Origin of the sequence: Bradyrhizobium sp. 1(2017) (assembly GCF_011602485.2) — a bacterium.
Lineage (GTDB): Bacteria > Pseudomonadota > Alphaproteobacteria > Rhizobiales > Xanthobacteraceae > Bradyrhizobium.
On record NZ_CP050022.2, the window covers coordinates 615,684 to 632,358 of the forward strand.

Annotated in this window: 16 protein-coding genes; 10 read left to right on the forward strand and 6 right to left on the reverse strand. The window is 64.6% G+C overall.

Annotation, left to right across the window (positions count from 1 at the left end):
- Window positions 1-68: 68 nt before the first annotated feature.
- The 4 genes from HAP40_RS02855 (at window position 69) to recQ (ending at window position 5,283) form a co-directional block, all read left to right on the forward strand.
- Window positions 69-1,370, forward strand: a complete 1,302-nt coding sequence (locus HAP40_RS02855; RefSeq protein WP_166810977.1) for an O-acetylhomoserine aminocarboxypropyltransferase/cysteine synthase family protein — start codon at window positions 69-71, stop codon at window positions 1,368-1,370.
- Window positions 1,371-1,382: 12 nt separating this feature from the next.
- Window positions 1,383-2,384, forward strand: coding sequence for a homoserine O-succinyltransferase MetA (gene metA, locus HAP40_RS02860; protein WP_166810975.1), 1,002 nt, complete (start codon window positions 1,383-1,385; stop codon window positions 2,382-2,384).
- A gap of 102 nt (window positions 2,385-2,486) precedes the next feature.
- Window positions 2,487-3,230, forward strand: a complete 744-nt coding sequence (locus HAP40_RS02865; protein ID WP_166810973.1) for a polysaccharide deacetylase family protein — start codon at window positions 2,487-2,489, stop codon at window positions 3,228-3,230.
- A gap of 187 nt (window positions 3,231-3,417) precedes the next feature.
- A complete protein-coding gene (recQ, locus tag HAP40_RS02870) occupies window positions 3,418-5,283 on the forward strand; it encodes a DNA helicase RecQ (protein WP_166810971.1) in 1,866 nt (621 codons plus the stop codon).
- A 218-nt stretch (window positions 5,284-5,501) separates the two neighbouring features.
- Here recQ and HAP40_RS02875 read toward each other — a convergent pair whose 3' ends face one another.
- Window positions 5,502-6,515, reverse strand: a complete 1,014-nt coding sequence (locus HAP40_RS02875) for a 1-aminocyclopropane-1-carboxylate deaminase (protein ID WP_166819174.1) — start codon at window positions 6,513-6,515, stop codon at window positions 5,502-5,504.
- Window positions 6,516-6,677: 162 nt separating this feature from the next.
- Between HAP40_RS02875 and HAP40_RS02880 the strand changes: the two genes are divergently transcribed.
- Window positions 6,678-7,142 (forward strand): Lrp/AsnC family transcriptional regulator, encoded by a 465-nt coding sequence (locus HAP40_RS02880; RefSeq protein ID WP_166810969.1) that lies wholly within the window; start codon window positions 6,678-6,680, stop codon window positions 7,140-7,142.
- An 81-nt stretch (window positions 7,143-7,223) separates the two neighbouring features.
- Window positions 7,224-7,784: a carboxymuconolactone decarboxylase family protein gene (locus tag HAP40_RS02885; RefSeq protein ID WP_166810967.1), complete on the forward strand. Its 561-nt coding sequence runs from the start codon at window positions 7,224-7,226 to the stop codon at window positions 7,782-7,784.
- 12 nt (window positions 7,785-7,796) lie between these two features.
- Here the strand turns inward: HAP40_RS02885 and HAP40_RS02890 are convergent, their stop codons facing one another.
- Window positions 7,797-9,380: a sensor domain-containing diguanylate cyclase gene (locus HAP40_RS02890; protein ID WP_166810965.1), complete on the reverse strand. Its 1,584-nt coding sequence runs from the start codon at window positions 9,378-9,380 to the stop codon at window positions 7,797-7,799.
- A 187-nt stretch (window positions 9,381-9,567) separates the two neighbouring features.
- Window positions 9,568-10,425 carry a hypothetical protein gene (locus HAP40_RS02895; RefSeq protein WP_166810963.1) on the reverse strand — a complete coding sequence of 286 codons (858 nt, stop codon included), beginning with the start codon at window positions 10,423-10,425 and terminating at the stop codon, window positions 9,568-9,570.
- Between the two features lie 229 nt (window positions 10,426-10,654).
- Here HAP40_RS02895 and HAP40_RS02900 point away from each other — a divergent pair, with 229 nt between their 5' ends.
- A complete protein-coding gene (locus HAP40_RS02900) occupies window positions 10,655-10,903 on the forward strand; it encodes a hypothetical protein (protein WP_166810961.1) in 249 nt (82 codons plus the stop codon).
- A 46-nt stretch (window positions 10,904-10,949) separates the two neighbouring features.
- Here the strand turns inward: HAP40_RS02900 and HAP40_RS02905 are convergent, their stop codons facing one another.
- Window positions 10,950-11,882 (reverse strand): alpha/beta hydrolase, encoded by a 933-nt coding sequence (locus tag HAP40_RS02905; RefSeq protein WP_166810959.1) that lies wholly within the window; start codon window positions 11,880-11,882, stop codon window positions 10,950-10,952.
- 114 nt (window positions 11,883-11,996) lie between these two features.
- On the opposite strand from HAP40_RS02905, the gene HAP40_RS02910 reads away from it, so the two are divergent.
- Window positions 11,997-12,884, forward strand: a complete 888-nt coding sequence (locus HAP40_RS02910) for a branched-chain amino acid aminotransferase (RefSeq protein ID WP_166810957.1) — start codon at window positions 11,997-11,999, stop codon at window positions 12,882-12,884.
- Window positions 12,885-12,931: 47 nt separating this feature from the next.
- Here HAP40_RS02910 and HAP40_RS02915 read toward each other — a convergent pair whose 3' ends face one another.
- Window positions 12,932-13,552, reverse strand: coding sequence for a class I SAM-dependent methyltransferase (locus HAP40_RS02915; RefSeq protein ID WP_166810955.1), 621 nt, complete (start codon window positions 13,550-13,552; stop codon window positions 12,932-12,934).
- A gap of 43 nt (window positions 13,553-13,595) precedes the next feature.
- Window positions 13,596-14,195, reverse strand: a complete 600-nt coding sequence (phaR, locus tag HAP40_RS02920) for a polyhydroxyalkanoate synthesis repressor PhaR (protein ID WP_166810953.1) — start codon at window positions 14,193-14,195, stop codon at window positions 13,596-13,598.
- Between the two features lie 316 nt (window positions 14,196-14,511).
- Here phaR and HAP40_RS02925 point away from each other — a divergent pair, with 316 nt between their 5' ends.
- Together HAP40_RS02925 and phbB are read left to right on the forward strand one after the other, a co-directional pair.
- Complete coding sequence (locus tag HAP40_RS02925; protein WP_166810951.1) at window positions 14,512-15,690, forward strand: acetyl-CoA C-acetyltransferase; 1,179 nt, start codon at window positions 14,512-14,514, stop codon at window positions 15,688-15,690.
- A 254-nt stretch (window positions 15,691-15,944) separates the two neighbouring features.
- Window positions 15,945-16,670, forward strand: coding sequence for an acetoacetyl-CoA reductase (phbB, locus tag HAP40_RS02930; protein ID WP_166810949.1), 726 nt, complete (start codon window positions 15,945-15,947; stop codon window positions 16,668-16,670).
- Window positions 16,671-16,675: the final 5 nt, after the last annotated feature.

The following is a 16,675-nucleotide window of genomic DNA, read 5'->3' on the forward strand; positions in this document are numbered from 1 at the left end:
GGCGGCGGACAACGCACATGCCTCATACAGGCCAATAAGTGCGGCCCGCTCCACGCGGAGGTGGCACGATGCGCAACGAGACGATCGCTATTCACGCCGGCTACGAACCCGAAGCGACCACGCACGCGGTTGCCGTGCCGATCTACCAGACCGCCGCCTACGCCTTTGACAGTGCCGATCATGGTGCGGCCCTCTTCAATCTGGAGGCTGAGGGCTTTCGTTACAGCCGCATCGCCAATCCGACCAGCGCGGTGCTTGAGAAGCGCATCGCGCAGCTCGAAGGCGGCGTCGGCGCACTCGCGGTCGCGACCGGGCAGGCGGCCCTGCACTTCGCCTTCGTCAACGTCGCCGATCACGGCGGCAACATTGTTTCCGTGCCGCAGCTCTACGGCACCACGCACACGCTGCTCTCCCACATCCTGCCGCGCCAGGGCATCACCGGCCGCTTCGCCGAGAGCGACAAGCCCGAGGCGATCGAAAAGCTGATCGACCAGGACACCCGCGCCGTGTTCGCCGAGACCATCGGCAACCCCGCCGGCAATGTCTGCGACATCGAGGCGCTGGCGAAGATCGCGCATGCGCATGGCGTGCCGCTGATCGTGGACAACACCGTGGCCACCCCGATCCTGCTCAAGCCGTTCGACTACGGCGCCGACATCGCCGTCCATTCGCTGACCAAGTTCCTGGGCGGACACGGCACCACCCTCGGCGGCGCCATCGTCGATTCCGGAAATTTTCCCTGGGCCAGGTACCCCGATCGCTTCCCGGCCTACAACAAGCCGGACGCCTCCTATCACGGCCTCGTCTATGCCGAGCGCTTCGGCCGCACCGCCTACATCGAGCGCGCGCGCAGCGTCTATCAGCGCACCATGGGCTCGGTGCTGTCGCCGTTCAATGCCTTCCTGCTGCTCCAGGGCATCGAGACCGTGGCGCTGCGCATGGAGCGCCATGTCGAGAACGCCCGCAAGGTCGCCGAATTCCTGCGCGGCGATCCCCGCGTCGCCTGGGTCAATTACACCGGCTTCCCGGACAGCCCTTATTATCCGCTGGTCCTGAAATATCTCGATGGCAACGCGTCCTCGCTGTTCACCTTCGGCATCAAGGGCGGCATGGAAGCCGGCAAGAATTTCTACGATGCGCTGAAGCTGATCACGCGCCTCGTCAACATCGGCGACGCCAAGTCGCTCGCCTGTCATCCGGCCTCGACCACTCACCGGCAGATGTCGGCAGAGCAGCAGCGCACGGCCGGCGTGCTGCCGGAGACCATTCGCCTGTCGATCGGCATCGAGCATTCCTCGGATATCATCGAGGACATCGACCAGGCGTTGGAAAAGGCCTGTCCATCGTCGCGTCTGCAGGCCGCGGAGTAGGCACGGGCATCGATGACGATCTCGATCGACAGGGATCAAGTCATTGCGAGCCCGGCGCTGGTGCCGGCTCCAGGCGATCTCGTGCGCGATCATGGCAGCGAAGCGCTGACCATCGGATTAATCAACAACATGCCGGATCCGGCGCTGAAGGCGACCGAGCGGCAGTTCATGAAGCTGCTGCAGGCGGCCGCGGGCTCGCGCCGCATCCGCTTCCACTGCTTCTCGCTGCCATCAGTGAAGCGCTCGCCGGAAGCCAGATGGCATGTCGAGAGTGAATATTCGGAGCTGACCGAGCTCAGCCGCCACAGATTCGACGGGCTGATCGTGACCGGCGCCGAGCCGGTCGCGCCCGAGCTCGATCAGGAGCCATACTGGCGCGACCTGACCGAACTGATCGACTGGGCCAAGGCCAATACCCGCTCGACGATCTGGTCGTGCCTCGCCGCGCATGCGGCGGTGCTGCATCTCGACCGGATCGAACGACGACGGCTGCCGGCCAAGTGCCACGGCATCTTCGATTGCGAAGCCGTGACGCACGATCCCCTGACACGTGCCGCGCCCGCGCCGCTCAAGGTCTCGCATTCGCGCCTGAACGAGATCGTCGAGAAAGACCTCGTTCAAGCCGGGTACCAGGTGCTGACACGCTCGCAACAGGCCGGCGTCGATGTCTTCGCCCGCCAATATGCCAGCCGCTTCGTGTTCTTCCAGGGGCACCCGGAATATGACGCATTGTCGCTCCAGCGCGAATATCTGCGCGACATCGGCCGCTATCTCGCGCGCGAGCGCGAGACCTATCCGAAACTGCCCGTGAGTTATTTTGACGCAGCGACGGAAGAGAAGCTCGTCCGCTTCGAGAAGCAGGCGCGGCACCAGCGTCATCCGGCGCTCACCAATGAACTGCCCGCGTTGAATTTGCGCGCAGATATGGCCGCCGGCAGCGCGGCGGCGGCTTTATTCCGCAATTGGCTGCAATATCTCGGCGCGGATGCCGACGCGCGGGTCCCTGCGCGCTAGCCGGCGCTTGTTGGTTCCGCGTTAGGATTACCCAAGCGTTAGGCTTGCCTCGACCAGCGCACGAATGTTTCAGTACAGACATACGGAATCAGGAAACGCAACTTGTTGTCGGCACTCCAGGGACGCGTGAGCAATCGGCTGGCCCGGCATTTTCGTGCCGCGCCGCACCGCATGCCTGCGCGCGTGCCGATGGTGAGCTTCACGTTCGACGATGCGCCCGACAGCGCCGCAGGCGAGGGCGCCGCGCTCCTGGAGAATCATGGCGGCCGCGGTACGTTCTACCTCTCCGGCAGCCTGATCGATCGGCCGTCCGATCATTGGCATGGCCTGTCGAATGGCGCGATCGTGCGGCTGCACCGGGCCGGTCACGAGATTGCCTGCCACACCTTCTCGCACCACTGCGCGGTCGATCTTGATGAGGCGGCCATGGCCGACGAGATCGAGCGGAACCGCAATTATTTCCACAGCATCGATTCCTCGATCACGCTGCAGAATTTCGCCTATCCGTATGGCCTCGCCTCGGTGTGGCGCAAGCCGCAGCTTGCAAGGGCATACCGCTCTGCGCGCGGCATTCTGCCCGGCGTCAATCGCGACCTCATCGATCTCCAGTTCCTGCGCGCGTCGCCGTTGATCGATTGCGAGATCGATGCGGCAGGCATCGATCGCTATTTCGACGAGGCGGTCGAAAGCGGTGGATGGCTGATCTTCTACGGCCATGACGTCGCCGACAGGCCGAGCCCCTATGGCTGCACGCCGCACCTGATGGATCATGCGTTGAAGGCGGCCGAGCAGCGCGGCATGCCGATCGTGACGGTCGCAGACGCGCTGCGACGGATCGGGGCGTAAGAGGTCCTCTTTCCTTCTCCCCTTGTGTGGAAACAACCCCTCACCCGTCTCGCCGCTATGCGGCGAGCCACCTTCTCCCGCAAGGGAGAGGGTAAGAGCAGGGCTTTGTCCCCCAAACGGTCTTGCCACGCCCGCCCTGCCATGCGACTGGCGTTGTGACGAATTCCACGGCCTGTTCCCAACCCCCATGTCCTCTCCCTCCACCGTTCCACTGCCGGCGCCGGCCAACGGCCGGGACGCGCTGTCGGTGTTGCATTCGGTGTTCGGCCTGCCGGGGTTCCGCGGCAGGCAGGGTGAGATCATCCCGCACGTGACGGACGGCGGCAATTGCCTGGTGCTGATGCCGACCGGCGGCGGCAAGTCGCTATGTTATCAACTCCCCTCATTGCTGCGCGAAGGCTGCGGTATCGTGGTCTCGCCGCTGATCGCGCTGATGCGCGACCAGGTTGCGGGCCTGATCGAAGCCGGCGTCAACGCCGCCGCTCTGAACTCGTCGCTGACCCTGCAGGAGGCGTCGGAGGTGGAGCGCCGCCTGATCGCGGGCGATCTCGACCTGCTCTATGTCGCGCCGGAACGACTGGTGACGCCGCGCTGCCTGTCCATGCTGGCGCAGGCGAAGGTGGCGCTGTTCGCGATCGACGAGGCGCATTGCGTCTCGCAATGGGGCCATGATTTCCGCCCCGAATATGTCGGCCTCTCCATCATCGCCGAGCGCTTTCCCGACGTGCCGCGCATCGCGCTCACCGCGACCGCCGACGAGCTGACGCGCAAGGAGATCGTCGAGCGGCTTCAGCTGACAGGCGCGCCGCAATTCGTCTCCAGCTTCGACCGGCCCAACATCCGCTACGAGATCGTCGACAAGCGCAATGCGGTGTCGCAGCTCAAGGAGTTCATCCGCGAGCGCCACATGGGCGATGCCGGCGTGGTCTATTGCCTGTCGCGTAACCGTGTCGAGGAGGTCGCTGCCGCGCTCGACGAGGCCGGTATCGCCGCCCTGCCCTATCACGCCGGGCTCGACAGCAGCGTGCGCTCGCGAAACCAGGACCGCTTCCTCAACGAGGACGGCATCGTCATCGTCGCGACCATCGCGTTCGGCATGGGCATCGACAAGCCCGACGTGCGCTTCGTCGCCCATCTCGACCTGCCCAAGAGCATCGAGGCCTATTACCAGGAAACGGGACGCGCCGGCCGCGACGGCAAGCCCTCCGCTGCCTGGATGGCTTACGGTCTCTCGGACATCGTGCAGCAGCGCCGCATGATTGACGAATCGACTGCCTCCGACGATTTCAAGCGGGTCTCGATCGGCAAGCTCGATGCGCTGGTCGGCCTCGCCGAGACGCCGCAGTGCCGGCGCCGTCGGCTGCTCGCCTATTTCGGCGAGATCGTGATGGGCGAGAGCTGCGGCAATTGCGACAATTGCCTGACGCCGCCGAAGATGCGCGACGGCAAGGTCTTGGCGCAGAAGCTGCTCTCCTGCGTCTACCGCACCGGGCAACGCTTCGGCGCCATGCACCTGATAGACGTGCTGATCGGACGCCTGACCGAGAAGGTCACGCAGTTCGGCCACGGCAAGCTGTCGGTGTTCGGCATCGGCCGCGAGCTCAACGAAAAGCAGTGGCGCACCGTGCTGCGGCAATTGGTGGCGATGGGGCACCTGCAAAGCGACAGCGAAGCGTTCGGGGCGCTGAAGCTGACGGACTCTTCGCGCGGCGTGCTGCGCGGCGAGACCGAGGTGTGGCTGCGCGAGGAGGCGCCCAGCACCCGCCTCCGTTCGAGCCGGACCAAATCGCGCCGCGGCGACCTCGCGCCCGCGGCGAGCGCGCTGCAAGGCGACGTCGATCCCGAACTGCGCGCGCGACTGAGGTCGTGGCGTTCAGACGTCGCGCGCGAGCGCGGCGTGCCCGCCTATGTCGTGCTGCACGATGCAACGATCGACGGCATTGTCAGGGCCTGGCCGACGACGCTCGACGAGCTCCGCAACGTGCCCGGCATCGGCGACAAGAAGCTCGAGCATTACGGCGACGAGCTGCTGCAGATGATCAGGACGCGGTAGGGCGCCCGATCTCTCGACGTCGTCATCCCGGACAAGCGCAGCGCAGATCCGGGATCCATAGCCACCGGCCGATGTGGTTGCGGCAGGCTGGTCACCACGAGTCTTCGCCCAACGCGATCCTGTGGTTATGGATCCTCAGATGCGCAATTGCGCATCATAGCTCGCGACTTCGTCGCGCCCCGAGACGACGGTGGAGAGGCGGCGAGGACCGACCGACCTCACCCGTTCCTGAACGCATATGCATATCCGTTCAGCGCGGGCGCGCCGCCGAGATGGGCGTAGAGGATCTTCGCCCCCTTCTCGAAATAGCCCTTTTTCGCAAGGTCGATCAGGCCCTGCATCGACTTGCCTTCGTAGACCGGGTCGGTGATCATGCCTTCGAGACGCGCGGTGAGGCGGATCGCTTCCTTGGTCTCTTCCGACGGCACGCCATAGGCGGGATAGGCGTAGTCCTCGATCAGCACGACGTCATCAGCGACCAGATCCTTGCCGAGCTCGACGAGCTTGGCGGTGTTCTGCGCGATCTCGAGCACCTGTGCCTTGGTCTGCGCGGACGTGAAGGAGGCGTCGATGCCGATCACCTTTCGCGCGCGGCCGTCGGCGGCAAAGCCGACCAGCATGCCGGCATGGGTCGAGCCGGTGACGGTGCAGACCACGATGTAGTCGAACTTGAAGCCGAGCTCCTTCTCCTGCTTGCGCACTTCCTCGGCGAAACCGACATAGCCGAGGCCGCCGAATTTGTGCACGGAGGCGCCGGCGGGAATCGCGTAGGGCTTGCCGCCCGCTGCCTTCACTTCCTCGATCGCCTGCTCCCAGCTCTTGCGGATGCCGATGTCGAAACCGTCGTCGACCAGACGCACGTCGGCGCCCATGATGCGCGACAGCATGATGTTGCCGACGCGGTCGTAGACCGCGTCCTCATGCGGCACCCAGGCTTCCTGCACCAGACGGCACTTCATGCCGAGCTTGGCCGCGACCGCCGCGATCATGCGGGTGTGGTTGGACTGCACGCCGCCGATCGACACCAGCGTGTCGGCGTTGGAGGCGATCGCATCGGGAATGATGTATTCGAGCTTGCGCAGCTTGTTGCCGCCATAGGCAAGGCCCGAATTGCAGTCCTCACGCTTGGCATAGACTTCGACCTGGCCGCCGAGATGTTTCGACAACCGCTCCAGCTTCTCGATCGGCGTCGGGCCGAAGGTGAGCGGATAGCGCGCGAATTTTTCCAGCATCATGGATGATCCCGATTGGCGTTGATGTCCGGGAAGGGACTAGCAGCGCCATGGGAAAATGTGCTCTCGAATATCGCACCCATTTTGCAGGCATTCTTGCAGGTTTTGTATCCTGATATATGATTTATTCCGAGTATGTCGCAGTTTGCGAAAGTTTCTTCCGTGGCCGCTCGGCTCGACCGTATTGACCTCAAGATACTGAGATTGCTGCAAAATAGCGGCCGGCTCAGCAATGCAGAGCTGGCCGAAACCGTGGCGATCAGCCCCGCCACCTGCCATCGCCGCACCCAGCGCCTGTTTGAGGACGGCTTCATCGCCGCTGTGCGCGCCATGGTGGCGCCGAAGAAGGTTGGGAAGGGCACGCTGGTCATGGTCGGCGTCGTGCTCGACCGCTCGACGCCGGAGAGCTTTGCGACCTTCGAGCAGGCCATCGCCAAGCTGAAATTCGTGCTCGACTGCCATCTCGTGGCCGGCGATTTCGACTATTTCCTGAAAATCCGCGTCGGCGACATGGAGGATTTCAACCGCATCCACGGCGAGCAGCTGATCGCGCTGCCCGGCGTGCGCCAGACCCGCACCTTCTTCGTCATGAAGGAAGTCGTCGACAACGCACCCCTCGAATTCTGAGCAGGCCTGTCACACCAACTTCACTTGCCCGGCGCACGCCTGCAGGCGAGCCTCGCCTCTTCTCAACGAGGAGATCCCGCCGTGCGCCTTCCCATTCTCGATCCAAAAGAGCTGACTGACGAGCAGAAGCCGCTCTATGACGACATGCGAGCCGGCATCAAGGACCACTTCAAGGGTTTCGTGAACATGCGCGACGACGGTGCGCTGCTCGGTCCCTGGAATCCCTGGATCCGCGAGCCACGCTTCGGCAAGCCGGTGTGGGAGCTGGTCAAGGCGATCGCCTCGAACCCGCTGCTGCCGGCGCCCGTGCGCGAGGTCGCGATCCTCGTCACCGGCTCGCATTTCCGTTCCGGCTACGAGCTCTATGCCCATGTGCTCGTTGCCGAGCAGCGTGGCCTGCCCGACGAAAAGCTCGCGACCATCGTCGCAGGACAGCGGCCGGTCGATCTTACGAAGCAGGAGGCCGTCGCCTATGACGTGGCATCCGCGCTGGTCAGTGGCGGCGTGCTGCCGGAGCTGACCTGGCGGGCGGCGGTGAAGGAGTTCGGCGAGCATGGCGCGGCCGAGCTGTCCTATCTCGTCGGCATCTATTGCATGGTCTCGGTCACGCTCAATACGTTCGACGTGCCGGTGCCGGAGTAAAGCGTGCCTCGATCACTCCGCCGCCTTGCTTGCGGGCGGCGGAGGCGCGAAGGCGATGCAGCGATTGCGCCCGTCGGCCTTGGCCTGGTAGAGCGCATGATCGGCCGCGCCCATCAGTGCGTCGATGCCTGACATGCTGATCGTCGCCTCCGCGATGCCGATGCTGACGGTTACGCCGAACTGAATCTCGGCGGCGATGATCTGCGCGCCCAGCAAGCGCTTGCGGATGCGTTCGGCGACGGTCCTTGCGCGGGACAGGCTGGTCTCCGGCAGGAGAACAGCGAACTCCTCGCCGCCGAGGCGGCCGACGATGTCCGACTTGCGCTTGCCGTCCAGGCATGCGGCGGCAACCGCTTTGATCGCGGCGTCGCCGACCGCATGGCCGTAGCGATCGTTGACCGATTTGAAGTGATCGATGTCCAGCATCAGCACCGACACGGAGCGATAATAGCGCTGAAAGCGGCTCCATTCCGCCTCGAGGCTGTCGAGGAAGTGGCGGCGGTTGTAGAGGCCGGTGAGCGGATCGGTGGTGGCGAGCGTCTCCAGCATCGCGGCTTTTTGCGTCAGATCGGTGATGTCGACATAGGTCAACATGCGGCCGCCGTTGGACATCGTGGTGCAATGGGCCCGGATGCGCCTTCCGTCCGGCGTCTGCAGGTCGCGCACATGATCGCCTGCCTTGACTTCCGCGACGCGCCGCGCCGGAAATTTCGTCAGCTCGTCCGTCGGAAGATTCGGCGCGCTGGCGCGATGCAGGCGTCGCACCAGCGACGAATAGGCCGGCCGGCTCGCGGCCTCGTCTTCGCTGACCTCCCAGAAGCGCCGCATCCGCCGGTTCATGAAGGAGGCGTGCAGATCGGAGTCGAGAAGCAGGACCCCATCCTGAACATTCTCCAGCGCATCCCGCAGCAGCTTGAGCTCGTCGGAGGCGCGCACGATGTCGGTGACGGGCGTGTAGGTCAGCATGCGGCCGCCGTCGGGCAAGGGCGTGACCTGGACGCGCACGACGTCGCCATTGGTCCGGCGCAGATCGATCGGCGTCGGGTCGCCGGCTTCGATCACGCGGACGCGTTCCGCTACCAGGGCCTCGAGGTCGGGGTCCGGCACCTCATAGGCGCCGATGTCGCGGCCGTGGTGCAGCAGCGTCAGAATCGATGGATGGCTGTCGGCAACTTCGTCGGGCAGGCGCCACATCCGTCGAAACGACCGGTTGATCAGGCGCGCCCTGAGACCGGAGTCGAGCAGCACGATGCCGGTCGGCACATGATCGAGCGCCGCGCGCAGCGCCAACATCTGCCCGCGCATCAGCGCTTCGGACGAGCGGTCGCGTTCCTCGCCGGCCGCACGTTCGACGCTGCCTGGCTGCTCGAAGGCGACACCGGCCTGGCGGTCCGACCGCCAGACCACGCGACACGTCAGGATCTCGCGCCCCGCGAGCCTGAGTTGGAAACGTTCGGGTACGCCGAGGCCGCTTTCCATCTCGAGCGTCGCGGCCTCTTCGGTCAGCCGGCGCACGACGCAATCGATCGACGACTGTCCGAAATTGAAGAATATCTTCCCAGCAAGGAACGTCCGTTCCGATACCAAGCGGGACATTCGCAGCCTCCAAGGCGAGCACGACGCGAAAAGCTGGGGGTAGTTTCGCGCAAGGTTCCTTGCGGCGGTGTAACGCAATCGATGTTCTGGAATGAGGATTAACGATCGGTTGACGGCCGATGCGGAATGCCGCTCCGGCCAGTCACGATCAGTCCTCGCGCCTTACCAAAAATCATTGTGAATTCAGTCAGTTGCGCACGGCATAGAGCGGCGTGCGCAAGGTCAGCTGGTAGGCCGGCTTCGGCATCCAGGCGATCTGCGCGGTGATGCCGAACAGGCGGTTGTCGTTGTCATCCATGCGGTCGAGGTCGAGCCGCAGGATCGGCTGGGTGAAGGACTCCGCCAGTGTCCGGCCCCCGAAATGCGCGCCGCCAAACGACTGCACGCCGAGGCGGCCGGTGAACTTCCAGTTGCTCGGCCATTGGTAATAGCCCCCGGCGTAGAGGATCCTGTTCGGCCGGACGCTGGCGAAGGGGCTGGCGATGGTGGCGGTGGTGTATTGCAGGCCGGCGAGCCAGCCCCGCGTCTCGTCCTCGTCGAGCGCGTAGTCGAATTCCACGATGTTGTTGAAGGAATTCGTCATGCCCTGCTCGTTCGGCACCGACTGCGTCAGGGTCGATTGCAGTGTGATGGTCGGGATCCTGCCGCCGTTTTGCTGATGGAGATCGGCCTGCACGCCGATATTCCAGCTCGTGATGTCGAATGCCGACCAACCGCCGCCGATATTCGTCGCCGAGCCCGACACGCCGCCATAGAGCGAGACGCGGTCGCTGACGTCGACGGTCATCGGCAGGTCGACGGCGACGGCCCTCGCGGCCGGCAAGCCGTTGGGAAGTGCCGCGCCTCGTCGTATTGCCAAGGCCTGGAAGGCCGCTGACAGTGAGGTGTTGCCGAAACCGATTCCGAGCGTGCCGGCGGGGATCGTCGCGTAGGTCGTACGCAGGTCGAGATAGATGTTGGGGACGGCAGGTTTTGCGGGCGCGTCCTCCTCGTCGTCAACCGCGAAGGCGGCGCCTGCCGACATCGCCAGGCCGAGCAATCCCATCGCGACAGCGCGCGAAGCCCGGCGATGTGATTGGCTGCGGTGTGACACGTGACGATCCGACGCGTGACGCTTTGATGGCGAAACCATCGTTAGATGGAACGTGATCACGCGTGTGGTCAAGCGCTATCGGCAAGCGATGGACGGCGCGGATGTGTGCGGTTACCCTGCCGTGATCGCACCGACACACGCGGCGGCCGGAGTGCAGCCGGACAATGGAAGGACGACAGCCATGAATACGTCACGCCGCATCCTGCTCACGGGCCTTGCGGGGCTTGCTGTTGCTCCGACCGCCGTCGCCGCCGCGGGACCCTCGGCCGAGCCTGCCGACGTGACGGTCGCGGAAGAACGCTTCGCGCGCACGATCGCAGCTGCCCATGCGCCCGACGTCACCTGCGTGCGGCAGGCGGAACGTTATGCGGACGCGCATTGGCTGGAATATGTCGGGGCGGCGCGTGCCGTGCTCGGCGCGAGGGCGTGACGCCTCTCTTACCGTTTCGCACGAGGGGAGCGGGTCAGGTGATGCCTCACTTCTCCACCGCACGCCTGACCTGCTCGCCGATTTGCGACAGCACGAGTTGCGCCTGCGGCAGGATCGCGCCCATGGCGTGGAAATTGTGGACCATGCCGTCGTGGCAGACATGTTCAACGGCGACGCCGGCGGCAAGCAGCTTGCGGGCATAGGCATTGCCTTCGTCGCGCATCGGGTCGAACTCGGCGGTGTGGATGATCGCGGTCGGCAGGCCCGTGAGGCGCGTCGCGCGCAGCGGCGAGATGCGTGGATCTGCGGCATCCAGGCCGCCCGGCAGATAGTCGGCGAGATCGGCCTCGATCGTGGCGCGATCGATCAGATGGCCCTCGGCGAATTCCTCGCGGGAGGGCGAGGTCTCCTCGAAATCCAGCACCGGGCAGATCAGGCATTGCGCGACGATGGCGAGGCCGGCGGACTGCGCTGCCTCCTGGCACACGATCGCAGCCAGCGTGGCGCCGGCAGAATCGCCGCCGACCACGAGACGTTCGGCATCGATGCCGAGCGCTACGGCTTCGCGCGCCACCCATTCAGTGGCGGACACGGCATCATCCACGGCGGCGGGAAATTTGTGCTCGGGCGCGAGGCGGTAGTCGATCGAGGCGAGGCGGCAGCCGGTCGCATGCGCCAGCGCGGCAGCGATGCGGTCGTGCGTCGCAATGCTGCCTGCAACGAAGCCGCCGCCGTGAAAGAACACGAAGCCGGGCGCGCGCTCGCCGGCGGAAGCGGGCGAATAGAGGCGATAGGCCAGCTCTCCTCCGGGGCCGGGCAGCGTGCCGTCGAACGCCGTCACGCCCGGCGCATCGGCGCGCGCGAACTGCATCAGCTTCGCCAGCGACTGCCGCCGCGCTTCCACGCTGGGCCGGCTCCGCGCCTGCGGCACGGCCGCCATCATGGTCAACAAGCGCTTTGCGAGCGGATCGAGCGGCATGCTGCTTCTTCTCCCTGGCGGGAAGGTAACTCACCATCTTCCCGCAGCAAATCGTTTAGAAATTGCGACCAATAGTGGCGCGACAATACGGCATCAGCCAAGGGGAGGCCGGCCATGGCCGAGATCACGAAGCCCATCGAATATTCGCCGAGCTGGACCTTTTTCGAGGGCAAATGGCACGACGGCAATGTGCCGATCATGGGCCCGCGTACGCATGCGGCCTGGCTCGGTTCGGTCGTGTTCGACGGCGCGCGCGCGTTCGAGGGTGTGGCACCCGACCTCGACCGTCACGTCGCCCGTGCCAATCAATCTGCGGTCAATTTTGGCCTGAAGCCGGTGGTCGACACAGACACTTGGCTCACGCTCGCACGCGAGGGCATTGCGCGCTTTGCCGCCAATGCCGAGCTCTATGTCCGACCGATGTATTGGGCGCAGAACGGCTCGGGCGGCGGCGTGCTGTTCGACCCCGAGACCACCAATTGGTGCCTGTGCATCTACGAGGCGCCGATGCCAAAGCCCGTCGGCAACGCCATCACGCTGTCGCCATTCCGCAGGCCGACGGCCGAATGCGCGCCGGTCGAGGCCAAGGCCGCCTGCCTCTATCCGAACAATTCGCGCGCGCTGGCGGAAGCCGCCTCGCGCGGCTTCCAGAATGCGCTGATGCTCGACATGCTCGGCAATGTCGCGGAATTCGGCAATTCCAACGTATTCATGGCCAAGGACGGCGTGGTCTATACGCCGGTGCCGAACGGCACGTTCCTCAACGGCATCACGCGCCAGCGCGTTATCAGCCTGCTTCGTGCTGATGGCGTCAGCGTGGTCGAGAAGACGCTGCGCTATCCCGATTTCCTTGCTGCCGACGAGATCTTCTCAACCGGCAATTTCGCCAAGGTCGCGCCCGTCATCCGCATCGACGAGCGCGAACTGAAGCCCGGGCCGCTCTACACCCGCGCGCGCAGGCTTTACTGGGACTTCGCGCATGCGGTGAAGCTGGCGGCTTGATCTCGCTGCGCTCGCAATGACAAATTTGTGGAGCGCGTAGCGCCCGCTCACGAGTCGCGGCGCCTAAACCGGCTGAACTGAAACGCCTGGGTCGAATCCCACGGCGTGTGATGCGTCTCGCGCCGCGTCTCGACCAGCTCGAATTCCGTCCCGAGCTCCATCTGAAGGCTCGCGCCGTCGTGGCGCTGAACCGGCAAGCCGCTACACTTCTCCGGACCATCGGGCGCGAACGTCGCGATGATGACGTGACCGCCGGATGCCACCGCCGATCTCAAGCGTTCGATGTAAGCGGCTCTGTCGCGAGGATCGGTCAGGAAGTGAAACGCCGCGCGATCGTGCCAAAGATCGTATGTCCTGGCCGGGCGCCATGTCGTGGCGTCAGCAACGATCCAGTCGACCACCGAGGCAGCCGCGCCGAGCCGCTTCCTCGCAACGTCGAGCGCGTTGGCAGAGAGATCCAGCACGGCGACATCGCGATGTCCGTCCTGCAACAGCGCATCGACCAGATGCGAGGCGCCGCCGCCGACATCGATGATGGCGGCCCGGTGGTCCAGATTGGCGGCTCGGATCATCGCGAGCGAGGTCGCTGGGCTGGCTTGATACCAGCTGACCTCGGTCTCGCGCTTGGTGCCGTAGACGTTGTCCCAATGCGCGCTTCGATCGGACATGACGCATCTTCCGGCTCGCGGAGAGCCGGCTCAAACGAAAGACCTACTCGTCCTTCTTCGACATCCGCTCGAGCCGTTCCTGCATTTCCTTCATTTGCTGGCGCAGCTCGTCGATGTTGCTGTCCTTCGGTGCCTCGGCGGCGGCGCTCGCATCGGGCTCCGGCTCCGGGCCGGAGGCGGGCCGCCCCGAAGGCGCAAACGGCTTGAACATCGAGAAGGTCTGCTGGAACAGCTCCATGTTGCGGCGGACCTGCTCCTCGAGTGGCGCAAAAGGCGTGCCGGACAGGGTGTTGGCGATCTGCTTGCGGAACTTCTCCTGCTCCTGGGTCAGGGTCGCGATCGACTGTTCCAGATATTTCGGCACCACCATCTGCATGCTGTCGCCGTAGAAGCGGATCAGCTGGCGCAGGAAGGTGGTCGGCAGCAGGTTCTGGCCGGCCTTGTTCTCCTGCTCGAAGATGATCTGGGCGAGGACGGAGCGGGTGATGTCGTCGCCGGTCTTGGCGTCGTACACCAGGAAATCCTCCCCGTCCTTGACCATGGCGGCGAGGTCCTCGAGCGTCACATAGGTGCTCGTTCCGGTGTTATAGAGCCGGCGGTTCGCGTATTTCTTGATCGTGGTGGGTTGGTCTGATTTCGCCATGGGCTCTCACTTGCAAGCGCGGAGAACGGGAACCCGGCGGCCAATGCCGCAGGGCGGGAAGAGTACGCAACGCAACAAAATAAGCATTTTCAAAGGGGTCACGCTACCGTTTTGTGCGGCACGGTTAATCGCAGAGCAAAATCTTGCTTGCGAAAGCGCCAAGAACGCTATTTTGAATGCGCTGCGGCATGGATTCGGTCAGCGGCCGATTGACATGCCTCAACGACGTTAACAGGATGACTGACGAGACTGACGGGCCGTTGTCCAAGAGCCTGCCCGCCCCTTGCTTCAGAACCTCAAGCCCCAGGAGATGCCCATGTCAGACGATGTCGTCATCGTCAGCGCCGCCCGCACCCCGGTCGGAAGCTTCAACGGAGCCTTCGCAACCCTTCCTGCCCATGACCTCGGCGCCGTCGCCATCAAGGCCGCGCTGGAGCGCGGTGGCATCGAGCCCGGACGGGTCTCGGAAGTCATCATGGGCCAGATCCTGACCGCGGCCCAGGGACAGAATCCGGCCCGCCAGGCCTCGATCCTTGCCGGCATTCCGGTGGAGAGCCCGGCCTGGGGCGTCAACCAGCTTTGCGGCTCGGGCCTGCGCACGGTCGCGCTCGGCTACCAGGCGCTACTCAACGGCGATTCCGAGATCGTGGTCGCCGGCGGCCAGGAGTCCATGAGCATGGCCCCGCACGCCCAGCATCTGCGCGGCGGCGTCAAGATGGGCGGCCTCGAACTGGTCGACACCATGATCAAGGACGGCCTGTGGGACGCTTTCAATGGCTACCACATGGGTAACACCGCGGAGAACGTCGCGCGTCAGTGGCAGATCACCCGCGCCCAGCAGGACGAGTTCGCGGTCGCCTCGCAGCAGAAGGCCGAGGCCGCGCAGAAGGCCGGCAAGTTCAACGACGAGATCGTCCCTGTCACCATCAAGACCCGCAAGGGCGACGTCGTCGTCAGCGCCGACGAGTATCCGCGTCATGGCGCCACACTCGACGCGATGGCCAAGCTCAAGCCTGCCTTCGAGAAGGAAGGCACGGTCACCGCGGGCTCTGCGTCCGGCATCAATGACGGCGCCGCCGCCGTGGTGCTCATGACCGCGAAGCAGGCCGCCAAGGAAGGCAAGAAGCCGCTTGCGCGCATCGTGTCCTGGGCGCAGGCCGGCGTCGATCCGAAGATCATGGGCTCGGGCCCGATCCCGGCTTCGCGTGCGGCGCTGAAGAAGGCCGGCTGGAGCGTCGGCGATCTCGACCTGATCGAGGCCAACGAAGCTTTCGCGGCACAGGCCTGCGCGGTCAACAAGGACCTCGGCTGGGATACGACCAAGGTCAATGTCAACGGCGGCGCGATCGCGATCGGTCATCCTGTCGGTGCGTCCGGCGCGCGCGTGCTGGTGACGCTGCTGCACGAGATGCAGAAGCGCGATTCGAAGAAGGGCCTTGCCACGCTGTGCATCGGCGGCGGCATGGGTATCGCGATGTGTCTGGCGCGGGACTGAGAAAAAACTGACACGTAGCTGACGCATGATTTGCGCGTGCGCTGCACACGCGACCGGGTGCGTTGCACGCGACTAAAAAGGCGGCGGTTGCAAATCAAATATTCTTCGCAACTGCGCACGCCTCGACTAAAGAGAAACGCCCGGCTTAATGCCGGGCGTTTTGTTCTTGATGTCCGTCAAACGTCCCGCATAATCCGCAGTTAAAAAACGATCGCGTCAGAAACGTCCGAAGAGTCCAAGGGAAGGAATACGATATGGCACGTGTTGCATTGGTCACGGGTGGTACGCGGGGCATCGGTGCTGCGATCAGCAAGGCGCTGAAGGCGGCAGGCTACACGGTTGCGGCGAGCTATGCCGGCAACGATGCTGCGGCGGAGAAATTCAAGGCCGAGACCGGCATTGCGGTCTACAAATGGGACGTCAGCAGTTTCGACGCCTGCGCCGAAGGCGTGAAGAAGGTCGAGGCCGATCTCGGTCCGGTCGAGGTGCTCGTCAATAATGCCGGCATCACGCGCGACACCGCCTTCCACAAGATGACGCTCGAGCAGTGGAACGCCGTCATCAACACCAATCTCGGCTCGCTGTTCAACATGACGCGCCAGGTGATCGAGGGCATGCGCTCGCGCAAGTTCGGCCGCATCATCTCGATCTCGTCGATCAACGGCCAGAAGGGGCAGTTCGGTCAGGTCAACTATTCCGCGGCGAAGGCCGGCGACATCGGCTTCACCAAGGCGCTGGCGCTCGAGAACGCCAAGGGCGGCATCACCGTGAATGCGATCTGTCCCGGCTACATCAACACCGAAATGGTGCAGGCGGTGCCGAAGGACGTCCTGGAAAAGAACGTGATTCCGCAAATTCCGGTCAGCCGGCTCGGCGAGCCCGAGGAGATCGCGCGGGCGGTCGTGTTCCTGGCGGCCGACGAGGCCGGCTTCATCACCGGATCGACCATGACCATCAATGGCGGCCAATATCAGGCCTGATCGGA